The organism is Trichocoleus desertorum ATA4-8-CV12 (assembly GCA_019358975.1).
GTDB classification, from domain to species: Bacteria; Cyanobacteriota; Cyanobacteriia; order FACHB-46; family FACHB-46; genus Trichocoleus; species Trichocoleus desertorum_A.
In genome coordinates, this window is sequence record JAHHIL010000025.1 from 1 (window position 1) to 22,815 (window position 22,815).

25 protein-coding genes are annotated in these 22,815 nt (G+C 50.9%); 15 read left to right on the forward strand and 10 right to left on the reverse strand.

The annotated features are described in order from the left end of the window. Positions 1–285 precede the first annotated feature (285 nt). The 3 genes from KME12_16870 to KME12_16880 all read right to left on the reverse strand — a co-directional run bounded on the left by KME12_16870 (position 286) and on the right by KME12_16880 (position 2,762). A complete protein-coding gene (locus KME12_16870; GenBank protein ID MBW4489460.1) occupies positions 286–1,677 on the reverse strand; it encodes a cytochrome P450 in 1,392 nt (463 codons plus the stop codon). A 322-nt stretch (positions 1,678–1,999) separates the two neighbouring features. Next, complete coding sequence (locus KME12_16875) at positions 2,000–2,455, reverse strand: DUF4383 domain-containing protein (GenBank protein MBW4489461.1); 456 nt, start codon at positions 2,453–2,455, stop codon at positions 2,000–2,002. A 100-nt stretch (positions 2,456–2,555) separates the two neighbouring features. Beyond that, complete coding sequence (locus tag KME12_16880; protein MBW4489462.1) at positions 2,556–2,762, reverse strand: high light inducible protein; 207 nt, start codon at positions 2,760–2,762, stop codon at positions 2,556–2,558. Between the two features lie 270 nt (positions 2,763–3,032). Between KME12_16880 and KME12_16885 the strand changes: the two genes are divergently transcribed. The 5 genes from KME12_16885 (at position 3,033) to KME12_16905 (ending at position 6,436) form a co-directional block, all read left to right on the forward strand. Then, positions 3,033–4,103 (forward strand): IS630 family transposase, encoded by a 1,071-nt coding sequence (locus KME12_16885; GenBank protein ID MBW4489463.1) that lies wholly within the window; start codon positions 3,033–3,035, stop codon positions 4,101–4,103. Between the two features lie 554 nt (positions 4,104–4,657). Then, positions 4,658–4,885 carry a hypothetical protein gene (locus tag KME12_16890; protein MBW4489464.1) on the forward strand — a complete coding sequence of 76 codons (228 nt, stop codon included), beginning with the start codon at positions 4,658–4,660 and terminating at the stop codon, positions 4,883–4,885. 24 nt (positions 4,886–4,909) lie between these two features. Further along, complete coding sequence (locus tag KME12_16895; protein ID MBW4489465.1) at positions 4,910–5,599, forward strand: IS1 family transposase; 690 nt, start codon at positions 4,910–4,912, stop codon at positions 5,597–5,599. Next, positions 5,539–6,210: a transposase gene (locus tag KME12_16900; GenBank protein ID MBW4489466.1), complete on the forward strand. Its 672-nt coding sequence runs from the start codon at positions 5,539–5,541 to the stop codon at positions 6,208–6,210. The genes KME12_16895 and KME12_16900 overlap by 61 nt, the downstream gene beginning before the upstream one ends. A 16-nt stretch (positions 6,211–6,226) precedes the next feature. Next, positions 6,227–6,436 carry a hypothetical protein gene (locus tag KME12_16905; protein ID MBW4489467.1) on the forward strand — a complete coding sequence of 70 codons (210 nt, stop codon included), beginning with the start codon at positions 6,227–6,229 and terminating at the stop codon, positions 6,434–6,436. Positions 6,437–6,492: 56 nt separating this feature from the next. Here KME12_16905 and KME12_16910 read toward each other — a convergent pair whose 3' ends face one another. Further along, complete coding sequence (locus KME12_16910) at positions 6,493–6,675, reverse strand: hypothetical protein (protein ID MBW4489468.1); 183 nt, start codon at positions 6,673–6,675, stop codon at positions 6,493–6,495. A gap of 21 nt (positions 6,676–6,696) precedes the next feature. Between KME12_16910 and KME12_16915 the strand changes: the two genes are divergently transcribed. Then, complete coding sequence (locus tag KME12_16915; GenBank protein MBW4489469.1) at positions 6,697–7,563, forward strand: GNAT family N-acetyltransferase; 867 nt, start codon at positions 6,697–6,699, stop codon at positions 7,561–7,563. An 84-nt stretch (positions 7,564–7,647) separates the two neighbouring features. Here KME12_16915 and KME12_16920 read toward each other — a convergent pair whose 3' ends face one another. Further along, entirely contained in the window at positions 7,648–9,372 is a 1,725-nt protein-coding gene (locus KME12_16920) for a methyltransferase domain-containing protein (protein MBW4489470.1), read from the reverse strand. Between the two features lie 740 nt (positions 9,373–10,112). Between KME12_16920 and KME12_16925 the strand changes: the two genes are divergently transcribed. Continuing rightward, a complete protein-coding gene (locus tag KME12_16925; GenBank protein ID MBW4489471.1) occupies positions 10,113–10,877 on the forward strand; it encodes a hypothetical protein in 765 nt (254 codons plus the stop codon). Positions 10,878–11,012: 135 nt separating this feature from the next. Continuing rightward, a complete protein-coding gene (locus tag KME12_16930) occupies positions 11,013–11,279 on the forward strand; it encodes a transposase family protein (GenBank protein MBW4489472.1) in 267 nt (88 codons plus the stop codon). A 472-nt stretch (positions 11,280–11,751) separates the two neighbouring features. On the opposite strand, the gene KME12_16935 is transcribed toward KME12_16930, so the two are convergent. Next, positions 11,752–12,978, reverse strand: coding sequence for a saccharopine dehydrogenase NADP-binding domain-containing protein (locus tag KME12_16935; protein MBW4489473.1), 1,227 nt, complete (start codon positions 12,976–12,978; stop codon positions 11,752–11,754). Between the two features lie 131 nt (positions 12,979–13,109). Here KME12_16935 and KME12_16940 point away from each other — a divergent pair, with 131 nt between their 5' ends. Next, positions 13,110–13,925 carry a methyltransferase domain-containing protein gene (locus tag KME12_16940; GenBank protein MBW4489474.1) on the forward strand — a complete coding sequence of 272 codons (816 nt, stop codon included), beginning with the start codon at positions 13,110–13,112 and terminating at the stop codon, positions 13,923–13,925. On the opposite strand, the gene KME12_16945 is transcribed toward KME12_16940, so the two are convergent. Continuing rightward, complete coding sequence (locus tag KME12_16945) at positions 13,926–14,117, reverse strand: hypothetical protein (protein ID MBW4489475.1); 192 nt, start codon at positions 14,115–14,117, stop codon at positions 13,926–13,928. 102 nt (positions 14,118–14,219) lie between these two features. On the opposite strand from KME12_16945, the gene KME12_16950 reads away from it, so the two are divergent. From KME12_16950 to KME12_16960, 3 genes are all read left to right on the forward strand, one after another. Further along, positions 14,220–14,957: a hypothetical protein gene (locus tag KME12_16950; GenBank protein MBW4489476.1), complete on the forward strand. Its 738-nt coding sequence runs from the start codon at positions 14,220–14,222 to the stop codon at positions 14,955–14,957. Positions 14,958–15,071: 114 nt separating this feature from the next. Continuing rightward, a complete protein-coding gene (locus KME12_16955; protein MBW4489477.1) occupies positions 15,072–15,521 on the forward strand; it encodes a GFA family protein in 450 nt (149 codons plus the stop codon). A 263-nt stretch (positions 15,522–15,784) separates the two neighbouring features. Beyond that, the gene (locus tag KME12_16960; GenBank protein ID MBW4489478.1) at positions 15,785–16,306 is read left to right on the forward strand and encodes a hypothetical protein; all 522 of its coding nucleotides are present in this window, start codon (positions 15,785–15,787) and stop codon (positions 16,304–16,306) included. Between the two features lie 149 nt (positions 16,307–16,455). On the opposite strand, the gene KME12_16965 is transcribed toward KME12_16960, so the two are convergent. Continuing rightward, the gene (locus tag KME12_16965) at positions 16,456–17,271 is read right to left on the reverse strand and encodes a hypothetical protein (GenBank protein MBW4489479.1); all 816 of its coding nucleotides are present in this window, start codon (positions 17,269–17,271) and stop codon (positions 16,456–16,458) included. Positions 17,272–17,308: 37 nt separating this feature from the next. Then, on the reverse strand, positions 17,309–20,134 hold the full coding sequence (locus KME12_16970; GenBank protein ID MBW4489480.1) for a cation-translocating P-type ATPase: 2,826 nt from the start codon (positions 20,132–20,134) through the stop codon (positions 17,309–17,311). Between the two features lie 158 nt (positions 20,135–20,292). Between KME12_16970 and KME12_16975 the strand changes: the two genes are divergently transcribed. The 3 genes from KME12_16975 to KME12_16985 all read left to right on the forward strand — a co-directional run bounded on the left by KME12_16975 (position 20,293) and on the right by KME12_16985 (position 22,431). Next, positions 20,293–21,408: an ATP-binding protein gene (locus KME12_16975; protein ID MBW4489481.1), complete on the forward strand. Its 1,116-nt coding sequence runs from the start codon at positions 20,293–20,295 to the stop codon at positions 21,406–21,408. 261 nt (positions 21,409–21,669) lie between these two features. Further along, positions 21,670–22,059 carry a hypothetical protein gene (locus tag KME12_16980; protein MBW4489482.1) on the forward strand — a complete coding sequence of 130 codons (390 nt, stop codon included), beginning with the start codon at positions 21,670–21,672 and terminating at the stop codon, positions 22,057–22,059. A 6-nt stretch (positions 22,060–22,065) separates the two neighbouring features. After that, entirely contained in the window at positions 22,066–22,431 is a 366-nt protein-coding gene (locus tag KME12_16985) for a hypothetical protein (protein MBW4489483.1), read from the forward strand. Positions 22,432–22,498: 67 nt separating this feature from the next. On the opposite strand, the gene KME12_16990 is transcribed toward KME12_16985, so the two are convergent. Continuing rightward, the gene (locus KME12_16990; GenBank protein MBW4489484.1) at positions 22,499–22,675 is read right to left on the reverse strand and encodes a hypothetical protein; all 177 of its coding nucleotides are present in this window, start codon (positions 22,673–22,675) and stop codon (positions 22,499–22,501) included. Positions 22,676–22,815: the final 140 nt, after the last annotated feature.

Consider the following 22,815-nt stretch of genomic DNA (forward strand, 5'->3'; position numbering starts at 1 on the left):
GCAGAGACTGACGCTCTTCAGATGTGAGGTCAACGATGTACTTTTCTGGCATGAGAGGTTCTGGTTTTTTACCAGTATCCCTGGGTCTGCTTTACCTGTCAAAACCACATTGGTGAACTACTAGTTTTATGTTTCAGTAGATCGAAAATTCATGCCAGGGTAGGCAGATGAATTGTAGTAAATGCTGCTCAACGGCTTGAGAAATGAACTCCAACTAGTGTTGAGCTGAGTTCTTGTTGCCAAACAATAGTATGGATCAATCTAGGGAGCAGGCGATCGCGAGCATTACCCGGAAACAGCCGCTCGTTGATGAGCGGCTGTCACCTGGAGGCGAAAGCGGTCAGAGGGGGCAACAGTTAGCCCTCGTCGTATAGGTCGAATGGGCTTAGCATTGACAATCTCCATCTCTAGATGCGACACCAGCTCAAACAGTACCAACTTCATCTCAAACAAGGCAAAGGCGGCTCCAATACAGCGGCGATCGCCTCCCCCAAAGGGAAAGTACTCGTAAGGGGAAAACTGTCGTTCTAAAAATCGCTCTGGTCTAAATTGCTTCGGCTCTGGATAGACCGCCGCTCGGTGATGGGCCAGATAAATCGAGGGCATGATTAGCGTTCCGGGTTCAAGCGCGTAGCCCGCAATCTCTAGGGGCTGCTTCACCACACGAGGAAACGCACTGAAGGCGATCGGGTAGAGCCGCAGGGTTTCTTGACACACCGCGCTGAGATACGGTAACCGCGCGATCGCCATTGGGTCGGGCGGACCCTGCATTCCTTCTATTTCTGCGAGCAGCTGGCTACGCACTTCTGGGAGGAAGGCGATCCAGTACAAAGCCCAAGCCAAAGCCGAGGCTGTCGTTTCGTGCCCCGCAAACAAGAGCGTCATGAGTTCATCTCGCAGTTCGACCTCACTCAATGCTTGCCCTTCCGAGTCACGGGCTGCCATGAGCAGGGCCAAGATATCCGTTCGGTCCACCTCTGGTTGACTGCGGCGCTCGGCAATCTCAGCATAAAGCAGAGCATCCACTTGCTGGCGGACCCGCAAGAAGCGCCCCCAAGGACTCCAAGCGCCCCAGTCCTGCTGCAAGAAGGGATAGAACAGGAACATGGCCCCGAAGGGAGAGCTGAACCCATCGAGCATTTGAGTCAGCGCCTGCCGCAATGGCTCATAGCGTGGCCCACCGTCGAGACCAAATACAGCTTTAAGAATCACCTGCAAGGAAATTGACTGCATCACGGGTCGCACGGCAAATGTGGTGCCCACTTTCCACTGACTCCTTACTTGGGCCGTCGTGTCTTGAATCACTTGCGCATAGGAGCGCATGCGGTCGCCATGAAAGGGAGGCATCAAGAGCTGGCGCTGGCGTTGATGAGCCTGGCCTTCGAGCAAGACAATGCCATGCTCACCGAGGAGGACTCTGAGAATCTGATTGCCTCCCCCAGCACTCAATTGCTCTGGTTTAGCCGTAAAAATAGCTTCTAGCGCTTCGGGGCTGCTGAAATAGACCAAGGCAGGTTGGATGCCTGGGGGAGAGACGCGATAGTCATCGCCATACGCTTGAGTGCGAGCTTCTAACGTTTCTAGGGGACGAAACAGAAAGCGCAGACCCCAGAGGCGACGCTGCCAAGAAGGAGTGTTAGGGGGGCCATTCAGGAGTTGAGGGGAGGTGTCAGCCATGATGGAAGTGGGAGGGTCAGACTGAGCCGCAGTTCAAAGGTGCTACTTCATGGTAACTGGCAATCCGGGGGCAACTGGGTTCTCAGGCGATCGCTCTAGGAGTTCTGACTGTCAATTCTCAGCAAATAACCACAAAAAAAGTAGTCCTCCTGGCAGGACTACTTGAGTATTATTCGATTGAGGTTTTGATGGACTGCGGTAGAACCCTTGGTGGCGTAGCTGGAAAGGGATGGTTTTTCTACGAAGGAATCTGCTTTTGAGAAAGCGATACCACGACCAAATCAGCAACGTCCCCTTTGTCTACTGGGAAAAGATAGGCTTCTTACACGCTAGGCTGAGTTCCAGAGACACTCGGCCCCTCGACTTCTGCTGACTTCACAAAGCCGAAGTAGAAAGCGGTCGCAGCTGTAATGGCATTGAGCCAAACATTATTGCCAAAAAGTGGGGTTAGACCGAATAGGGTACTGGTCAAAGGAAACAGCCCAAGAATAAAGCCTGCTGCATAGAGAAGAGCAAAGATGCGACTAAACACAATCGCTCCACTTAAGCTCGTAGATGCCGCAATTCCCCAAACACCCACTAAAATGCCGATGGCATTATGAAAGTAGTTGGTAGGAAAGACGCCGAAGATGTAGCCGAAGCCTGGTTCAGAGGTGAAGTTTGCAGAAGGAGTGACAAAAGCAGGCAAAAATCCAGCCAGGCCCAGTAACAAGAAAAGCAGACCCAGGCTCAGAGCTGTATAACGAATTGCTGAAGCTGAAGAAGTTGATGTTTGCATGGCAGTATTTTGGTTCTTAAAGATTCTTGGTACGGACTAAATAAAGGTTTTGACGGGTCTTAAGGAAACCCAGACAGCCGATCCCTCATCACTGGAGTTCCTATCGAATCAGGTGGAGGACATCTCGCAGAACGCTGTAACCACCTAAATCCCAAAGCAGATATGCCACAAAACCGATCATGGCCAAACGACCATTCCATAACTCCTGCTGTGGGTTCCAGCCAAAGATCCAAGCATTGCGATCGGCACCGTTGTAAGCGGGGGCAACGGTAGGGACTTGAGCCGTATTGATGGTTGAAGTTTTCATGGTGAATCGTTCTCAAGGATGCTGTTTCGATTTCATGTTATCGAGTGGCTCTGCTGGGATGTTCTGCCATTAGGATTGGCTTTTATCTATATCTAAAGATTGGATAAGCAACACTCAGGTGGGGTAACCTCTCGTAAAAGGTAGAGGATGCACAGCCCCATGAACAGGAAGCCTAGGTGGGCTGGATAGGTGCTGGGCATAGTGTAATACCAATTCTTGAAAATAGAGCTACAGATGCTATAAAGCTGGTGTGGAGTTTAAGCAATCGATATGGCAGGGGTATACCAGCTAGAGATTAGCGAGAGTGAAGTACAACTTAAACAACTGCTGAGACAGCAGAAAACAGCCTCTGCTAAAGAACGGGTGCAATTGCTGTACTTGCTCAAGAGTGAACAAGCCGAAACGGTACAGGCAGCAGCCGAATTGCTCGGTCGCCATCGAGTCACGGCCCAAGAGTGGTTGCGACGCTACCGAGAGGGTGGGTTGGCGGGGATGTTGCAGACCCAAGCGCGGTCGGGTCGCCCTCGTGCAATTCCAGCATGGGCTGAGGCGGCTCTACAAAAACGTCTGGAAGCTCCTGAAGGGTTTGATGGCTACCAAGCCATTTGTGATTGGCTAGAGACTCAGTTGGGCCTAGAGGTGAAGTACAAGACGGTGCATAAACTGGTGCATGAGCGCTTGCAGGCGGCCCCGAAAGTCCCTCGTCCTCTCAGCGTGGAGCAATCGTCTGAGCAAAAAGAGGCATATAAAAAAAACTTGAGTGAGCACCTAGCGATGCTAGGGTGGGTGGCTCTCACGATTCTGGGGTGGAGTGGGAGTATCCGCTTTTTCTGCGGGGATGAAACTCGCCTAGGACTCAAGACCCTCGGAGGGCGAAAAATCACGGCCAGAGGCATCAAGCCTGTGGGACAGGTGCAGTGGCAATTTGAGGCCACCTACCTCTACGGCATTGTGGAACCGAAAACGGGAGCATCTTTTTTCTTTGAGTTTTCTCATCTCAATACTGACTGCTTTCAAGCCTTTCTCGACTTGGTCTCCGAGGAGTTTAAGAATGAGATATTGATCGTTCAGTTAGATAACGGAGCGTTTCACAAAGCCAAGCGCTTGAAGGTTCCTGCCAACATCGTGTTGTTCTTTCAACCACCCCATTGTCCAGAACTCAACCCCATTGAACAAGTGTGGCAATATCTCAAGCGGCGATTGCGTTGGAGGCTTCCTGCCACCCTCGACCAGTCGCGTCAGCAGTTGAAGGAACGCTTGGAAAGACTCACTCCAGAAGTGGTGGCCTCGATTACAGGACGAGACTTGATCCTCCCAGCGCTATCTGTAGCCGGGATTTAGAGAATTGGTATAACCTGCATATTTTGTATGGTTTTCTGGCACGAAAAAGCAGAGTGGAACTACGTCGAGCCTGATACCAGTGAGTGTCACGATGAGCATCGACCCGGCAAACCAGCGTTCTGACTGTGCATGCAATTTGCTGCCCTTTCGGGCTCTGAAAGCTACAATCGCCGAGATCGGGGCGATTGCGCTTGCGAGGATAAAGTAGCCCCAAGAAGAGGTCGTTGGTCAAGGCACTGCCGTAACTAACTGGCTTGTGAAGCAAGAAGGTTGATTCCATGGCTCACTCCAACGCTGACTACATGCGGCTTACCCGTGAGACATGAGTCACTCGTCTTACCAGTCTCTCAAAGGGGATCAGCTTAACCCGCCCCACTCGTCTTACCAGTCTTCCCCAGCACCACGCTCCTCATCAGACCCTCCAGGTGCTGTTGACCGCTCACTTTGCTAACTCAGGATTCTCTCTACAATCATCCGAGCCGCTTGACGCCAAGCACGAGAACGGTACGCTTAATGCAGTCAGGACTTACGCAGGGCAACTCTAAACTAAAGAGATGAGCTTTAGCAAACTCGAATACTGCCAATACCTTCTCAGCAGCCCGGTTAACTACACGGTGACGAACTTGGCCGACCACCTGGCGGGCATCAGCCATGACCACATCAACCGCTATTTGCGCGGCGAGAAGTTAACCCCTCGCCTGTTGTGGGACAACGTTAAACCGCTGCTGCAACCATCCTCAACTGCTTATCTATTGTTCGACGAGGCGTTGCTGAAAAAGTAATGCTAGCTTTGGCATAATAGAGGGATGAAATGTCCTCAATGTCACTCCACTCACACGACTAAAAACGGGCACCGTCGAGGCAGACAGTGCTATAAGTGCAAGCAGTGTGGTCGCCAATTTCTCGAGTCTTACCGCCCTGGGGCTTACTCCGATGACATCAAGCAACTGTGTCTCAAAATGTATCTCAATGGCATGGGACTGCGGGGCATCGAACGAGTCACCGAGATCCACCACACGACGATCATGCACTGGATTCGAGAAGCTGGACATCCCCTTAGAGATGCTCCCGAAGCTGAAGAAATCCCAGAAATAACCGACTTGGATGAACTGCAAACCTTTGTCGGCCATAAGCGCCACAAACTCTGGATTTGGACGGCGGTCAACCACAAGCGAGCAGGAATTTTGGCCTGGGTCATCGGTGAGCGCAGCAGCGAGACCTTCAAGGGGTTATGGGTGATTGTCAAGTGCTGGCACTGTTTCTTCTACGTCACCGATGGATGGAAGGTTTACTCAATGTTCATTGAAGACGGCGACCAGATTGTGAGTAAGACCTACATGACCCGAGTAGAAGGAGAGAACACCCGTCTGCGGCATTACCTCGCGCGGTTGCACCGTAAAACCTTGTGCTACTCCAAGTCAGTTGAGATGTTGAAGTGTTCGCTCCGTTTACTACTGCACTACTTGAAGTATCGAACGGTTCCTCTACCCGCTTAGTTCATTACAATTTCAGCAACGCCTTCGACGATACTGTCCTAGATAAGCGGCATTCCGCATCCATTGAACTGGTCAGACGACAATACAGCGGCAATGAGCATCGCGTGATTTGGGGCATTGGCTTGATTAGTTGTGTGTACGTCAACGGTGAAACTGGACAGTTTTGGGTCATTGACTACCGACTCTATGACCCCGATGGCGACGGGCAGAGCAAACTCGATCACGTTGCAACCATGCTCGATAGCGTGGTGTACAGCAAGCAGTTACCGTTTGCAACGGTGTTGATGGACAGTTGGTATGCCACCCAAAAGTTGATGGCACAGATTGACCAGTTCGAGAAGCTGTATTACTGCCCGCTCAAAACGAACCGACGCATCGATGGCAGCGGCGGCACTCAACCCTACCAACGGATTGACGAGCTGTCCTGGAGTGTTGAGGAGTTGCAAAAAGGTAGGTTGATCAAAGTTCGTGGCTTTCCCGCTGACAAGAAAGTGAAACTATTCCGGGTCACTGTTTCTACCAACAGGACGGAGTTTGTCGCCACCAACGACTTGGCTCAATCTTCCAACGAATGCCACGCAAGATGTGTGTGGCATTCGTTGGAAGATTGAGGAGTTTCACCGAGAATTGAAGCAGTTAACAGGTGTTGAGGCTTGCCAGTGTCGCAAAGCCCGCATTCAACGCAACCACATCGCCTGTGCCTTGCTGGTCTGGAGTCGGCTCAAATCGGTCGCGTACCAAAGCGGCAGAACGATTTATCAGGTCAAGCAAGGGATGCTCTCGGACTACCTGATTGAGCAACTCAAGCACCCGTCTGTACAAATGACTCTTGCGTAAGTCCTGGCAGTTTCAATCCTTCACAACTCCTTCATTATCATGCAGCTCAGAAGTCTTCAGGGCGAAGCGACTTCAATCAACCAAGCATTGGGGTGCTGCGCTTGATACTCTCGGCTAATCAAGCACAGCACCCCAATGACGACTTCTGAAAAAAGCGGTAACTGAGGTGTATTTTGAAAATCACGATTGATGGAATTGGGGAGCCAGAAAATATCAAGGGCCAATTGTCGGTTTGTCATCCATTGAGGAGTTCAGCTGATATGGAACACGAAAACATGATTGTCCGTCCAGCTCAGTGGAGCGATAAAACTGCGGTGTTGAACTTCTGCCAGCACACTTGGCTGGATACAGAAGACTATATCGCGGCTGTGTGGGATCAGTGGATGACAGATTCTTCTGGGCAGATCCTAGTAGCCACGTTGAAAGGCCAGCCAGTTGCCATGACGCGAGTGGTGCAACTGGCAAAACACGAAGGATGGTGGGAGGCCTTACGGGTCGATCCACAGTATCGAGGGCGAGGTCTGGTTCGTCTCTTGGACCCTGAGATCGATCGCTACTTCGAGACTCGGGACATTACCACTGTTCGCTGCTGTGTTGCCACCTGGAACAAGGCTATGCCAGACACTGTCCAGCGACGGGGATATCAACCTGTTGCCTGCTATCTTAAGCATTCTGCAGCGGCGATCGCGGCACCGATGGAGCAACTCAGCCCACTGTACGAAAGTGATTTCGAAGCGGTTTGGCAATGGCTCCAGCAGAGTCATGAATCGTCGCCGCTTTTTGTCTGTCGAGGTGCCAAATGGCAAATGCTCACGCTTGAGCAGTTGCACAAGCGATTAGGCAGTGGGAAAGTTTGGGGGTACTGGCAGAATCAGCAGTTACAGGGTCTGCTAATTCAAAGTCCCTTGGAGAGTGCTGATTCAACCTTATGGGTCGGGTTCATCGGAGGCACCGTTGATGAGATTCCTGTTGTGTTGAGACAGATGCGGTATTTGGCACACCACCTCCAATACTCCAAAGTCAGCGGTTTCTTTCCTAAGACCAACCCCTTGCTCACGGCGCTAGAGCAAGCAGGCTATGGCGCTGTTGCAGGAGGTGAATTTTGGGTCTATGAAAAGCGGTTCTGATCCCATTTAGCTAAGCTATCAAGGCAATGGCTATCAAGATTCGTCCCAGGCTTCAACATACAGCGTCAACGAAGCATTTCATCCCTACCCATTGGAAGTCGGCATCCACTCCGGCACCTGTTGATCATGCTTCAACCGCAATCGCTGGATCATCGCGGCTGCAAACAGGTCATCCAACGTCAGTGAATTAGCAACATGCAACAATCCCGGCAAGCTCGCACGGGCTTCATGGGTAAAGCGTAGAGGTATCAATGGGTTGCGGGATTGAAGATAAGCTTCACTCCACCACTCCTGCACTCGTGCTTGAGCGACTTGAAAGACCTCAGCACTCGGTAAGCGATCGCGCTTCTGCTGTTGATTAACCTGCCAATGAGCAGGCATCAAATTCCACAAATCATCACAGGGCCAGATAGACCAGGGAAAGCAATGGTCAATATTCAAGGATTGCTCGCTCAGTTGTTTACCACTCCATACACAGAACAAATTCTTAGAGGACAAGAGATCTAGAGCCCGCTGCCGAGCAGCTGTCACATCTCGGCTTGGATCTGACCAAATCATGGCTACAGCAATTTCGGCTGGTTCAAGACCACGTCCCTGACCTGCGGCATAACCTTTCATCAGCCGAACCCACTCCGCCATGACCACAGGCTCAATCCAAATATCAAAGCGCAACAACGCCATCCAGAGGTGTTTCGGGATGAGAATCTGCCCAAAGCTCGTCAAGTATGCCAAATCAAGCCAGATTTCACTTGGTGTCAGCACTCGAGAAGAGCGGATGACTCGAAGGATTTGACCTCCATTGGGATAGGTCATGTGATGGGCAGGCATTTTGGTAATCGTCTGCGCTGCTTCTTTCAAGGCCTGATGCAAACCTTTAGCCACGGTTCCTACAAACCGCACTCCCACTCGCAAATCAAGGTGAGACACATTCGTGAGCGAACGGAAGCCTTCGCCCACAAATCCCAGCGCCTGCGTCCCTCGATTTGTCGGGGTTTGAGGTAAATCCGCCTCAACTAATGGCTTCAACAAGCGAATCCAATAGAGGGCAGCCAAACCCAGCGGGACACTCACAAAGTCATCGTCGTAGTGTTGAGCGACTCCGGCAGTACTGGCTGCAATGCGGCAAATAACCCGCAGTAGCGCCAATTTGTAAGTAGACGACTTAGAATCATTCAAGATGATGTGCCGCAGCAAGGGCAAAGCACCCGTACCATCATCGGGCAATGAGAGCGCAATTTGAGTCCAGGAAACTTGCGATCGCTGTAGCTGATCCTGACCTTCGACTTTGCGGACAATCGCCGCTCCGTGATTGCGGGCCAACCGTTCAATCTCTTCCCAAGAGACTTCATAAATTTGCCGCTCTGCTTCAGCTGGGCCATGCCGTAGGGTAATTGCCAATAGCCCACCAGGTTTTAGTAGCGTGATGACTTTGCGGAAGGCCCGCGATCGCTCTGTCGGCGGAACATGCATCCAGACGGCACTTAAAAGAATGAAATCGAATGTCAAACCCAAGTGGTGCAGATTTTGCAAACTTGGAAGGCGATCATCCATCCAGCGAATCTTAGAATCTGGATGGAGGCGCTGTCCTGCTTCTCGCATGGAGGCAGCTGGTTCAACGGCAACTACTTCATGACCCTGGGCTGCTAACCAAGCAGCATCCCGACCACTGCCAGCCCCAATATCAAGCACTAAGCTGGGACGATCCGAGAGCAAGCCTAATAGCCAACCATGAACCTCTGCTGCTTGAAGGCTTTCATACCCAGGAATAACAGCTGTCGCATTTTGCTCATACCACTCAACTGAATTCATGACTGGACTGCCCTCAATCAGATCACCTGGCTACAGCCCACGCAGGCCGTGTTTAACGATCTTGATCAAATCACATGCGTTTGAAAAACTGCGAGACTCGTTCTTGCAATGGCGATAGAAGACACACTTCATTTGTTGCTGCAGAGGTTTTTCCAGTAGTAATCGCCCCACCTAGACCAAAGCACGATCGCTCCCGAACAAGCCCCTCAGTCACATTCACCATGGACGTAGTATTCAAGATTGAGGCCGGCGATCGCGGGTCCCATCGTACGGGAGAAACACCCCGGAACATGGGCAGCTAACTCAACGCTCTGTCATGGGACAGAGTTAGTCATTGCCCTTTTGCTACAAGCAGCCGTTGCCGCATCTTCTAGATAAGATTTGGAATTTTTGACGTGTCCTAGCGTTAGAGCTTTTTCTCGGAGTTTATACGCTCCATTTAAAAACTTTTAATAGATATTCGCTGGAGAATTTGGGCAGTTTAAGTGAAGCTACCAGGCATCCCGCAACCCACTGCCTCAGTCATTAACTTGATGCAAGCATTGGCAGGGTAATACCTCAGGAGTCTCACGATGGAACTAGGAGAAATTGTCAAGTGTCTAGTGCCAAACTAAATGACATCAAGACAAACTCCTGTTTCTATCTGCTTCAAACTCTCAGAAATTGCGATGATCTCGATTCGGCATCCCGAGAGATGAAGAGTTATTGACCATTAAATAATTTGAGTACGAGGTACCAAGATGAAAGAAGTTCTGGCCCTGATCGAAAAAAAGAAGGAAGAGTTTGCTCAAACCCCTTTCATGGCGTTTTTGCAAGACAAAAGTATAGATCCAAGACAAAGGCTAGCTTGGGCTCCAAGCTTTGCTCCTTTCGCAATGAGCTTTAAGGACTTTAATCACCTTGTCCTTCACAAAGAACCTGCAACCAGCAAACTTCAAGAGATGATTAACCAGCACGCCTACGAAGATGGACATCACTGGGTTTGGTTTTTGCAAGATTTGAAATTAATGGGATACGACTACTCCATCAACTTCACGGACACATTGAAGTTTCTTTGGGGTAAAGAAACACAAAAAGTACGCTCTATGGCTTATAACCTATTGGGCATGTGTGCTTTTGAAGATGATATCTTGATGAAATTGACCATTATCGAATCGATCGAAGCAACCGGAAATGTAGCTTTATTTGAGATTGCACAAGTCGCAAAAGAACTCCAGCAAATTACCAAACAGCATCATCCTTATTTCGGTCAGTCTCATTACGCCAAGGAGACGGGTCACATTCAAGCCGAGGTAGAGGACGTGAACCACTTCCTTGAAAGCATAGAGCTGACAGAGGCACAGAGGGAAAAAGCTTTTACGTTGGTAGAGCGAGTGTTTGCAGATTTCACAGAGTCAATGAATGAAATGCTAGCGTTTGCTCAAAAGCATCCTTATGACCAAACGTTTATTACGAAGGCAGTATCACCCCTCTCTCAAGAAACACTTTCAGCAGTAGGGAGCTGAGGCATTCCTTCGAAGCCGAGAGACTCATCTGGTTTCTTCAAGCGTTTTATCAGAACCTCTCGGCACGTTTGCCCAGGCTCGCTTTCTCTAGAGCCGATATAGTTTTCACCTGTAGACCCTATTGACTGAGAAAAATTGCCGAACCACCTCTCGTTCATCGGCGACAGAGTCTATGTCGGTCGCTGCAATACCAGCACTCCACATAAGAAGCCACCAAAGGGAGAATTAACTCAGGGGCAAAAGGAGTTTAATCGCTACCTGAGTCAAAAGCGAGTGTTTGTGGAACCTGTGATTCGAGTGATTCAAATTTTCCGGGTTGCCAAGGAAGAGTTTCGGATGCGTTCACGGATGTATGAGCTTGCGATTGGGTGTGTCTGTGGTTTAGTCCGTTTACGGGTGTAATATGTCTAAAATCAGGGCTTTAGCAGCTTGACCTGCCCGTTTGTCTTATTTTTGAAGAGGTCTAGTAGTCACTATCCGCTACACAGATTCCCTGACACTTGATACCATTGGTTGCGGTTCTTAGGCAATGAGGACATAGGATCTTTTCAGCATTTGACTCCGAATGACTCTCGCCTTCTGCATTGGTTTGCACTATTTTTGGTTCAATCTGGGTATTAAGAGTCATAGAAGTAACGCTTTATGAAGCTGCCGACTGCTTCATTCTACAGGCCAGCCTAGCCCTGTCATCGCTCCGAAGTTAGGAGAGCAATACCCTGAGGCGATCGCGCGCTCCTCGGCAGGCAGCATGATGACCCAATCACTTCGGGCCACTCGAATCCGCCGCCATACTTCCTTAATTCGGGCTCTTCAAGGGATGTTTTTGCTGAGCCATCCTTCAACTCAAGCTTCTACGTCCCAGCTTAGCCCCGCATTATAGAGTCACGTCTACAGTCATTCCAGCTTGACGTAAGCGCTCTGCCAGCACCTCACCTAAGCCAGTTGCAGGCGTCAAAATGCCGCCACGTGTCTGGCTACCTGGTAGTTCATCGGGTTGCAAGGCTAGACTCAGAGCCGATTCACAGACAAATTTGACTGTGGCTCGATTGCCAGGATCTCCTTGGTCTCGGATCAGTCCCCGCACTTGGCGACCATCTGTTGCAGTGCCCACCAGTTCACAGGAGAACCACCCTTCATTCATCGTTTGCTCAGAGGGTCCATCTCCCGGTTGCGGCAAGAGGGGTTGTAGGAACGATCGCGCTTGGGGTTGTTGCACAACGCCTGTAAACACGGCCAGACCAGCGGTAACACTCGTTGCTTTCAGCCAGGACAACGGTTCATCGAACTTGAGATACTCCTGATAGGTGAAGTCAGGTCCATAAGGGTCTTGCCATTCCTCGTAGAGAGCCGCGCTGCGACGAACGACGCGGGTATTGACAGGTCCCATGACGAAAGGAGCGACCCAAGTGTTGAGGTCGGCAGCAAAGGAGGGGGTTTGGGGGTCACGATGGCGTTCAGCCTGAGCGGAAGGGGGAGAGGAAGTGTTGGGGGGATTCAGCAGGAAGAGATCATTCATCTGAGCGGCCCCGGTGGAATCATAGAGATGGAAAGCCGAGGCCAGTGTTCCTCCGTTCAACCCGCCATACGCCTGAAAATAGGCCCGCACCTGCTGGCAAGGAACTCCTAGTTCTCGTTGTAGGTACCGCACCACGAGGTAGGTGCCCAGGTCCGAGGGCACGGAATCAAAGCCACAATAGGGAATGATTCGAGTGCCATCAGCCGCCGCTTGAGCTTGGTAGCGATCGATGAGGGTTCTGACCCAAGGTATTTCTCCCGTAATATCGACGTAGTGAGTTCTAAAGCGCACGCAGGCATCCACGAGGGCATTGCCATAGCGAGCAAAGGGACCAGCCGTAGTCAGCAGGACTCGGGTCTGAGAGACAAGAGCGGCGATCGCAGCTTCGTCGTGGCTGTCGGCAACGAGCACATCGACGGCAGCCCCGACTTCATCGCGAATCGCTTCCAGCTTCTGGCGGTTTCTGCCCGCGATTGCCCACCGCACTTCTCCCCCAGAGGCATGGTTGGCAAAGTATTGCACGGTCTGTTTGCCCACGAAACCACTGGCACCATAGAGGATGACATCATAAGGACGCTCAGACATCACAGAACCACTCCTAGTCACAGGCTGCACTGGCTACTATACTCTTTCGAAGCGATCGGAGTTCACATGGCCACTTATCTCGTCACAGGGGTAAATCGAGGCATTGGTTACGAGTACTGTCGGATGTCAAAATGGCTGATACATTCCTCAGCCCTCTCTGCACGATGAACCAAGAAGAAGTCACCCGTCAACAGTTTGACCAGACAGCCTCAGCCTACAGTACAGCGCCGCTGTTTACGCGCGGCCAAGACTTGCAGTGGCTCGTGGAAGCCGCTCACCCAAGTCCTGATTGGCAGATTCTGGATGTGGGCTGTGGTGCGGGTCACACTGCCTTTGCCTTGGCTCCGTTCGTGCAGCAAGTAATAGGCATCGATCTCAGCGCTGGCATGTTAGCAGAAGCAGAGCGCAACTTGGGCGATCGCGGACTGAGCAATGTTTGGTTTCAACCCGCGATCGCTACAGCCCTCCCGTTTGCGGATCAGCAATTTGATTTAGTCACCTGCCGCTTTGTCGCCCATCACTTCCCGGCGATCGAACCCGCCTTGGCAGAAATTCACCGAGTGCTGAAGCCCGACGGGCAGTTTTTAGCCGTGGATGTGATTTCGCCCGAAGATCATGACTTGGCTCACTTCATCAACCGCATTGAACAGTTACGCGATCCCTCCCACTACTGGGAGTGGCAACTCTCTCAATGGCATACCGCGATCGCTTCAGCCGGGATGAATTTTGAAGTGCTCAAACAGTGGCGGTTGCCCATTGACTTTGAGGATTGGGTGACTCGACAACAAACGCCGCCTGCAGCTGTGATCCAACTAGAGGAGTGCTTAGACCACGCACCGCTATCGGTTCAGCAAGCCCTCGTGATGACGAGAGCACCACAACGGACGTTTCAACTTTGGGCCGCGCTGATGCGAGGAGTGCCTATCCCTGACAGTTCTTCTGTCTAGTCAGCATTGATATCCTCTTTTGTCTCTCTCCAGTGCAATCCTCCCAATGTGTCCAGGGGAAGTTGCAGCGCGATCGCCTCTGGTCACGCAGGTTGACACTCCATAAACTGCGATCGCCTCCCGTTCGCATTGGGAGAGCACTACAGCATCCAGCGACACGTCTGAAGAGCCTGCCTGCTCATAACCAGGCATTTTCTAAGCCTAAGCAAAATCATTGATTGCTGCAATTTTTAGGAAATCAGAGCCTTGGGTTTGTTGATCTACATCAGTTGCTCTCATTCAGCTCCACCTTTGATGAAATTACTGGAACAGATCATTTGTTGGTCACTCCCCACTGCTGTTTGGCTGAGCCTCAGCGGTTGTGCCTGGAACGCTGTCGCCCTGAAACCTGCTCCCAGTAATTCAGGAAGCAATTCTGGAGCACCTCAGCTGCGCGAAGAGATACAGGTGAGTTCTAGTCCCTCTAGTCTCGATGCTACCGGGAGCGCTTTAGCTTCTGCGGGACTGAGTGAAACGCAAACAACATCTTTAAGCGAGTTAGGTATTCCAGCGCTCATTCCAGCTTATGTGCCACAAGGCTTCCAACTGGCTGAGGCGATCGCCAACTCTTGTACAGCTGGATCTCCCCGAAGCAGTCTTTGTCGAGAAGGCCCCCATTACACTTTGGTCTACCGCAATGCTCAAAAGACCTGTTTTCTAGTGAGGGCAGTTGGAGGTGGCGTAGGGGGCGGAGCGGGTGAGTTTGAGTTTCAGACTCGTACCACCTTACTCGGAGAGGTGAGTATCTTGTTTGGCGAGTCTTCTGGAGAGAATCAACAGCCCACCGCCGAGCAATTGCGAGTCGTGCAACCCAATCTCTCTAGCTTCCCAGCTGCCTTACAGTCGCCACCGAGTTCCTCTCGCTCACCTTACTATTGGGTAAGTGCGGGTGATGATACCTACTATCAAGAGACCTACGCTTGCGAGCAAAATGCCAGCCTGACGCCGCTCGAAGTGGAAAAAATTGTTCAATCCTTGGTCTTGCTCGAGTGAGCGATCGCCCTCTGAGGTGAAGGATGGTTTGTAGCGAAGACTTCACACTTTGAAGCTAATCCGTAGGGCGATCGCGCATAATGAATACGACGAATTGGGTGGGGGCAGTAAAATATGACGGCTCCTTACAGTGGGGGATGTCAGTGCGGGCAAATTCGATACGAGATTCGGGCTGAACCTCTGACGCTTTATGCGTGTCACTGCAAAGAATGCCAAAAGCAATCTTCCAGTGCCTTTGGCCTGTCAATGCCTGTTCCTCGTGCCGCAGTTGTCATTCTTCAAGGGCAACCGAAACAATGGCAGCGAGTCTCGGATAGTGGGCGTGAAGTGAGTTGCTTGTTTTGTGGAGAATGCGGAACCAGGCTGTTCCATAACCCGGCTCGAAACGCCAAAATTACCAATGTAAAAGCTGGAACCTTAGATGATACAAGTTGGCTCAAGCCCGTTGGCAACTTGTGGACTCAGAGTTCGCAAAAGTGGGTCATTTTGAGTGAACAGATGTTAAACTACGAGGCGCAACCGAGCGACTTTAGCCAACTGTTTGAGCGCTTTGAGATTGAGTAGTCTAGAAAGAATTCAGCTTGACCAGAAGGGACTGGCGCAAGTTCGTAGCGCTGCGATCGTTAAATTGCTTACAGTAGGCTTTGCACAGAGGTACTGCCTTGTAGTGTCATCTTGCCATTTTTGACGACCTGCTGACTTTGACAATTTGGGCAAGCACGATTGCAGTTAGAACCAGGCGATTGAATTGAGATTGTGCAATCCGATCTTGAAGAACGGTACGCGAAGCGACAAAATAGGAGCCAGCGATCGCCTCAAGGCCAGTGATGCTAGATTTGCTGCAACGGTTTCAAGAGCTACCAAAACTCTGTGGTGCGACTGTAGAGGAGAAATATTCAGGCAATTATGCTTGCCAGAGCGATGATCTCGACTTCTTGATCCCTCTACCCTATTTCGATATCCAGCTTGCGTTGCGACAGCGTGGAGTTGGACCCTCACTCTCGGTGATTGAGCAAGCCAATCAAATTTTGCGAGTTTGGACGGATGAGCACAATACGCCTTGGGATCGCTCGCTTCAGGAGCAAAGCGAGACATGGATTGAGCCCATAGTGATCGCCGAACAAGTGTGGGCTTATCCCAGTGCCCATGCCGTGATGCGAATTCCCGTTGAGTTGGGGGAGTTCTGGCGATGGGAAATAGTTCAGCCTTTTTATGTCCGAGAGGTTGAAGTTGAGGGGTTTGAGACGGGTGACTACGCGCGAGCAGTGACGACCTATGCATTAGTGGCAAAGGTGGTATTGCAGCGTCCTGTGCTGAGGGGACAGATAGGGCGGCTCTGCTGGAGGTAGCGCGCTCTAGCTAACTTTTAGGCTAATTGGGGACTGCTGTTAGTGCGAGGATCTGGCTCAATCTACGGCTCGACGGCTTGGAGATCCGCTTCTTGCCATCAGCCCTTTGCTCCTCGCCCCAGGACTGCTCATAACCAGGGAATCCAAGATTATCTAAATCTGCATAGTGAAGCTGTCAAGAGATTATAGGCAGGAGAAATGGGTAAACAATAATCTGTGATCGGATCAATAATGACATATTGTTGCTGACTAGGGGGATTAGATACAGCTAGAATATTTTTCTGATTTAAGCTCAAAATTTTAATTCCTTTTTGAGATAGGCGTTGAAATAAGTAGCCAGACTGAATTTTGAGCAATTGACGTTGCGGATCAGGATCGAGAGAACGATGCAGGGCGAACTGGGGTTGGCAAAGAATTTCCTTCAAACTAGGAATGTTGAATGTCTGACAAAATTCAGGACTAAATCCAGTTTCTGTTTTTCCTAACGGAGTCCCCTCAATTCGTGGCATGAAGAGGACTCGCTTCAAGAGGGCGCTCCTAAAATCGGTTTGGAAATACAAGTAAACAGGACAGATTTGGAGCAGTGATTTTTCTTGCTCGTTTAACTTGGTTTTAAACTCCCAGGCTAATTCTATACTTCTAAGGAACTGCTTTCTGGGGTCTTCTGCATTCCATTGCCCTTCGGAACATTTCAATGCCAAATTCGCTTGAGGAAAAAACTCCAATTTAAAGTTGTCCCCACCTAAGATGTGAATGCCCCGATTAAAGTTCTCACTGTAAGGATTAATGTTGTACTTCTGTTTGTCGCTTTCTAGCGTCCTTATAAAATCAGTTAACTGTTGTAGGAGGTCAGAAAATTTGATGGATTGCTGCTGCAATTTCTGATAAATGTCGGGTTCTAAGTCGAGCGTGAGCTCTCCTTGAGAATAAGTTCGAATGCCAAAAGATGAAGCGGCTCTGTTCATAATTAATTTCAGCTGAACTAAGAAGTTAGGTTTTGAGCTAGTGACGAGCGGTATACCAGCGAATCAATAGCTTCTCTGCTTCAATCCAAACAAAGACGAGAGAACTAAACCCAATACAAATCAGCAACTCCAAACTACTTAAATAATGAGTGTTGAAAAAGCTTCGAAGGGGCTCCACATAAACGAGCAACAGTTGCAAGATACTCGTGATGGCTACCGAGAGGAGAACATAGGGGTTCGAGAGCGGAGGGACTTCTACCGTTAATCGCGTATTGGAGCGAATGGCGATCGCGTGTCCCATCTGTGCCAGGCAGAGGGTTGTAAACACCATAGTTTGCCAGCGATCGCGGTCTAGCAACTGACTCTGTACCTGCTCGGTATAACCGTATGCCCAGACCATCATCAAAATCGTGATCACGGCGAGAATAATCCCAATCCGAATCATGTAAGAGCCTAAGCCTCTGGCAAAAATGCTCTCCTTGGGGTCTTTCGGGGGTTGTTGCATGACGACTGCTCGACCGGGTTCGACGGCGAGAGCTAATGCTGGCAGTCCATCGGTGACTAAGTTCATCCAGAGAATTTGCAGCGGCGAGAGTGGCACACCCCCCAAGCCCAATAGAGGTGCGGCAGCGATCGTCAAGACCTCGCCAATATTGCTGCCGAGGATATAGCGAATGAAACGGCGAATATTGATGTAAACCACTCGACCTTCTTCTACCGCTGAGACGATGGTGGCAAAGTTGTCATCTAACAGCACCATATCGCTGGCTTCTTTGCTGACATCGGTGCCTGTGATGCCCATCGCGACTCCGATATCGGCTTGTTTCAAAGCGGGTGCATCATTGACGCCATCCCCTGTCATGGCCACAATCTGTCCCTGCTGTTGGAGTGCTTGGACAATGCGTAACTTGTGCTCAGGGGCAACGCGGGCATAGACGCTGACGTGATGAACTTCAGCTTCCAGTTCTGACTGGGACAGCTTCTGGAGTTCCTGTCCGCTTAGGCAGCGATCGCCCACGGTTGCAATGCCCAGGTCTTGCGCGATCGCCTGGGCTGTGAGTTGGTGATCCCCCGTAATCATCACCGGGCGAATCCCCGCAGCACGACATTTGGCCACTGCATCACGCACTTCCGGACGAGGGGCATCCAGCATACCCACCAACCCCAACCAGGTCAAATCGGTTTCAGCCTGATCGTCTGACTCCGATGACAACGCGCTCAGATTCTTGCTGGCAAACCCTAAGACACGCAATCCCCGGCTGGCAAGCTGATTGTTCTGCTCTAAAATCTGCTGTCGTTGCTGAGCTGTGATCGGTTGAATCTGATTGTCCTGCTGAATGTGGGTGCAATGTTCCAGCACCAGTTCGGGTGAACCTTTTGTAAACATGAGCAAGGGGCTGGTTCCCAGTTTGCCGGACGCATCCTGCACCACCACGCTCATTCGCTTGCGTTCAGAGGAAAACGGAAACTCTGCAACACGAGGTAACTGCTGATCTTCCTGATCTTTGCGGAATCCCCCTTTTCCGGCGACTGCCAGCAGTGCTCCTTCGGTCGGGTCACCCAAAATTGCCCAGTTGCCATTCTCTTTCTGCAAGACGGCATCATTGCAAAGCACACAGGCCATTAAGAGCGATCGCAATTCTGGCGCTAATTCGATTGAGATTGCTTGGGGCGATGCTGAACTCGTTTGCTGATAAAACTGACCTTCAGGGCTGTATCCCTCACCCGTTATTTGTGCAGTGTAGCGATGGGTATGGACTGCCTGCACCACCATCTTGTTCTGGGTCAAGGTTCCGGTCTTGTCAGAGCAGATTGTGGTCACAGAACCGAGTGTCTCCACCGCAGGCAATTTTCGGATCAGGGCGTTACGCTTCACCATGCGTTGCGTGCCCAATGCCAAGGTCACGGTGATCACGGCGGGCAATCCCTCTGGGACAACTGCAACCGCCATACTGAGAGAGACTTTGACTAACTCTTCAAACAGTGCGGGGTTAAATAGCGTACCTCCAGCAATTACGATCGCCACTAAGATTAACGAGCCCATGACTAATGTATTACCCAGTTGAGTCATGCGTTTTTGCAAAGGGGTGGGCTCGGTTTCAACCGATTGCAGTGCGGTGGCGATCTTGCCCAATTCGGTCTGCATTCCGGTGCCCGTGACCAGTACGGTGGCTCGACCCTGCACGACCTCCGTCCCACAAAAGACGAGATTGATGCGATCGCCTAAGGGTGCGTCCTCTGGTAACAGGGCATTGGCTTGCTTTTCAACGGCGTGAGCTTCTCCGGTGAGGGCGGCTTCTCGCACTTGCAAATTGGCTGCTTCCAAAATGCGCCCGTCTGCTGCCACCTTTACCCCTGCCTCCAGCAGCATGATGTCGCCCGGAACCAGTTCCTTAGATTCCACCTCCACCGCTTTTCCACCCCGGATCAGCCGCACTTTGGAGAATGCCATGTTTTTCAGGGCTGCCAGGGCTTTTTCGGCTCCACTCTCCTGAAGATAGCCCAGTAGCCCATTCAGCAGTACCACTGCAAAGATCGCGACTGCGTCTTTGGGAAAGATGAACTGTCCTCTTGCTAGGGATTCGCGCACATCTAGAATCGTCGAGATAATTGCAACAGCGATCAGCATCAGCAACATGATGTTCTTAAACTGATCCCAGAGAATTTCGAGGGGCGATCGCCCTTTCATCTCGATCAGTTCGTTGGAACCGTATTGCTGCAAACTCTGGTCAACCTGGTTCTGGGCTAAACCCTGGGCGCGATCGCTCTTGAGCAGCCAAAGGGCTTTTTCCGCTTCGATTGTATGCCAGGATTGGCTTGTAGAGAATTGAAAAATTTTAGGGCGCGAGGAGGTGGCAGGCATAGGTCAACTCGGTTGCACTATAAAATAGTTCTTTAAATCTAGCCTTGCACTAAAAAATAGTGCAAGGCTCAGTGCATCGAAATTTCTTTTGAGGTGGTAAGGAAAAAGTAAATGGTTTCTTGGAAGGCTGGTTCAAGGGTGAGGACAATTGGTTGATCATGATGAACGATACGTTTAAGCCGCAGGGGTTGATTGGCAGGCAGGCTGAGCTAGAGCAAATCTGTGCAATTTTGGCGGCTGACCAAGATTTGATGCTGACAGGCGTGACCGGCAGCGGGCGGAGATCGCTCATCCGTTACGCCGCCCATCAAGGTGGAGCCAGAGTTTTGGAGATCGACTGCCTGCGAGCCACCCATTCTTCTCGCTTTTTAGCGTTACTAGCAGAGGGGATGCTCCACATCTTTGCAACTTCAGAAGAACGAAGGTTGATTGAACAGTGGGCGGCTCACTATCCTTTGCACTTAGAGCAGCTGAGTGCACATCAAACCCGCTTTATTTGGCAGGCTTCCCTCAACGATGAATGGCTCATCCTGCAAGCCTTGCTGAAGCTTCCCCAGAGGATGGCAGAACAGCTCCGGTGCCGAGTCGTGTTTGTCTTTCAGAATTTTCCCCATATTCGCTCCTGGGATCGAGCCGGTCGCTGGGAAGCCCATTTAAAGCAGGAAATTCAACAGCAAAACCGCGTCAGCTACGTGGTTCTTGCCACAACCCCAGAAGATTGGGTAGAAAACAGCCAGATTCAACTGGTCTCTCTGTTACCTCTGCAACGCCAGGAACTGGAAACGTGGGTGGTTGAAGCAATGGCAGCAATTGGCCTAAAGTTTGAAGGAGATGCCTTGGAATTATTTTTAGATTACACCCAAGGGCATGTGGGGGATGCAATCGCCCTGGCGCGACGAATTTGGAGCGACCATCATGCCTTCTACCGAGATGAAGAAATTGGGGTTGCAGCGCCATCCCCCCTTAAGCTCATCCAACTTCATCATGTCCATTGCAGCACCTTAAGATTGGTCGAGGATCTTTCCATCACTTTTGAATCTCTCCTCCTACTCCTGCCTCCAATTCAGGCCCGGGTACTAGAGAGCTTAGCGATCGACCCGACCGATAGTCCTCATTCACGTTTTTATCTTCAGAAACACCAGTTTTCCAGAGGAGGGAGTTTTCAGGGCGCGCTGACAGGATTGGAACAAAAAGGATTAATTTATGGAGCGAAAGTAGGCTATCGAGTCGCCATGCCATTGTTATCTTTTTGGCTGAAACATCGTATTTTATAAGTTCGAGCGGTATTGTATTTCAGAAAGCGGCTGAGCCAGAAGTATGCAAGAGAGCACTGAAAAAGCAGGTTCGGATTTCTGACATCTTTCCGACGCTGATGCTTTGCATACAGCGCGGGGTTCTCCTTTCATCCAGCCGACTTGTCCAAACCAATTGCTAGAAGGGCGATCGCCTACAGCTCATTGGCTGCTCACAACGGCCCATGTTCTCAAACACCAATCATCGGGAATCTTGTAATCTAGCCCTCCCAATTTCTGATCATGAGCAGACTTCTGACCCTAGCTCGCTCACTCCTGGCCCCCTTGCTGCCTCAACCAACCAGTGCTCCCCTCACTCCCACCATTAGCAGCTATGGGCAGAGTGAGGGTGGCGTTCCGATAGAAGCAATGCAACCCATCATGGAGTGGCTGTTTGCAAGCCTTTTGAATGCTGGCTACTACGACACTGCTCCCCTCGTTTGGTACAACGATGCGACCCCCGATCCGCAGCTAGAAAAGGCAGTCAAGGACGGCATCAAAAGAGACGAACCCACCCTGCTTTACCGATGTGGATCACGAGTGCAACCCCCACCCAATGGCTATTACTGGCGCTTAATGGTAGAACACTCCTCCAACCGGATCTATCAGCTAGAAGTGAAGGAAGAGGATTGAGTGGGAATGACTGAGCCAAGCGTTAGACGTCAGCTACCAGAGTGCGATCGCTGCCTTTTCTATGCACATGATCCTCATCTCGTCTGCACGAATCATCCCGAGGGTGTGAGCGGTGATGCTTGCTTAGAGTTTCAGTGTGACCCTACGGCAGAATATGAGGAGCTGTGGGAGCCAGAGAGGGCTAGCTACTACAACGGTGAGTTGATCATGACGCCAGAGCCACGGTGGTCATGCTTGGAGAAGTTGGCAATACTTGACTTACACCCCATGTTCACAGGCCGATGCCCCCAATGTGAGGCTGGCATTGCTTGCGAACAACCAGGAGTGCATTGGGATTGTGAGCACTGTGGCTGGAAAGATGATTCAGCGTAGAGATCTCATTGATTGAGCTGAAAGCTTCCTCTGGAGCAGGCAGGCGAGCGATTCTGAAGTAAAGGCTTCACTTCAAGGGCACTTCTTGCCCCTTAGCTTCACGAAGAATAGCTAATGTCGTATCCTCGCCATGCTGGGTCTTTCTCAGGAAAACGCCTCTTACATATCCAGCTTGCGTGAACTCTGCGATCGCTACCGCGTAAACAATTGCTGACTCTGGTGTGGTGCGAATTTGAGTATTCATAGGTTTTCGTCCTGCTCTGGATGCCCAAGCCAAGAGCTTCAATGGAAGAGCTTGTGACGACTACCGTAACAACTGTGCCTTTCATTGGCAGTCAGGTGGTCCTGAGTGTTTCCTGTGGGACGATCCAGTGATGGGTCCAC